At 63.4% G+C, this 404-nt stretch carries 1 protein-coding gene; it reads right to left on the bottom strand.

Annotated elements, in window-relative coordinates:
- Window positions 1-404: IS3 family transposase (locus tag D1Y85_RS27695; RefSeq protein ID WP_246024958.1), on the bottom strand; the 404-nt coding region annotated here is incomplete at both ends.

Genomic DNA, 404 nt, shown 5'->3' with positions numbered 1-404 from the left:
GATACAGCCATCCCTCGTAGGTCCGGATGTACGTGATGTCGGTGACCCAGACCCTGTTCGGCGCATCAGGCGCGAAGTCCCGGTTCAGCACGTTGGGCACCACGCCGAGCGGACCACCTCGATAGCGGGGCTTGCTGCCGTAGCCCACCTCCGCACGCAGACCTTTGCCTTTCATCAGCCGGTGCACGCGATGGCGGCTACAGGTTTCGCCTGATTCGCGCAGATCCACCGTGATCTTGCGGTAGCCGTATACGCCACCGCTAGCCAGCCAGTGATGCCGGATCAAGCCCAGCAGCCGATCATCCTCGCGATGGCGAACACTGGACGACTGGCGTTGCCAGACGTAGTAGCCGCTGCGATGAACGCCGGGCACCCGGCACATCGTGCACAGGCGAAATTCACCG

Source organism: Paraburkholderia dinghuensis (assembly GCF_003837865.1).
Lineage (GTDB): Bacteria > Pseudomonadota > Gammaproteobacteria > Burkholderiales > Burkholderiaceae > Paraburkholderia > Paraburkholderia dinghuensis.
The sequence above is the reverse complement of the archived record's forward strand: the minus strand, read 5'-3'. Positions and strand labels throughout refer to the sequence as shown.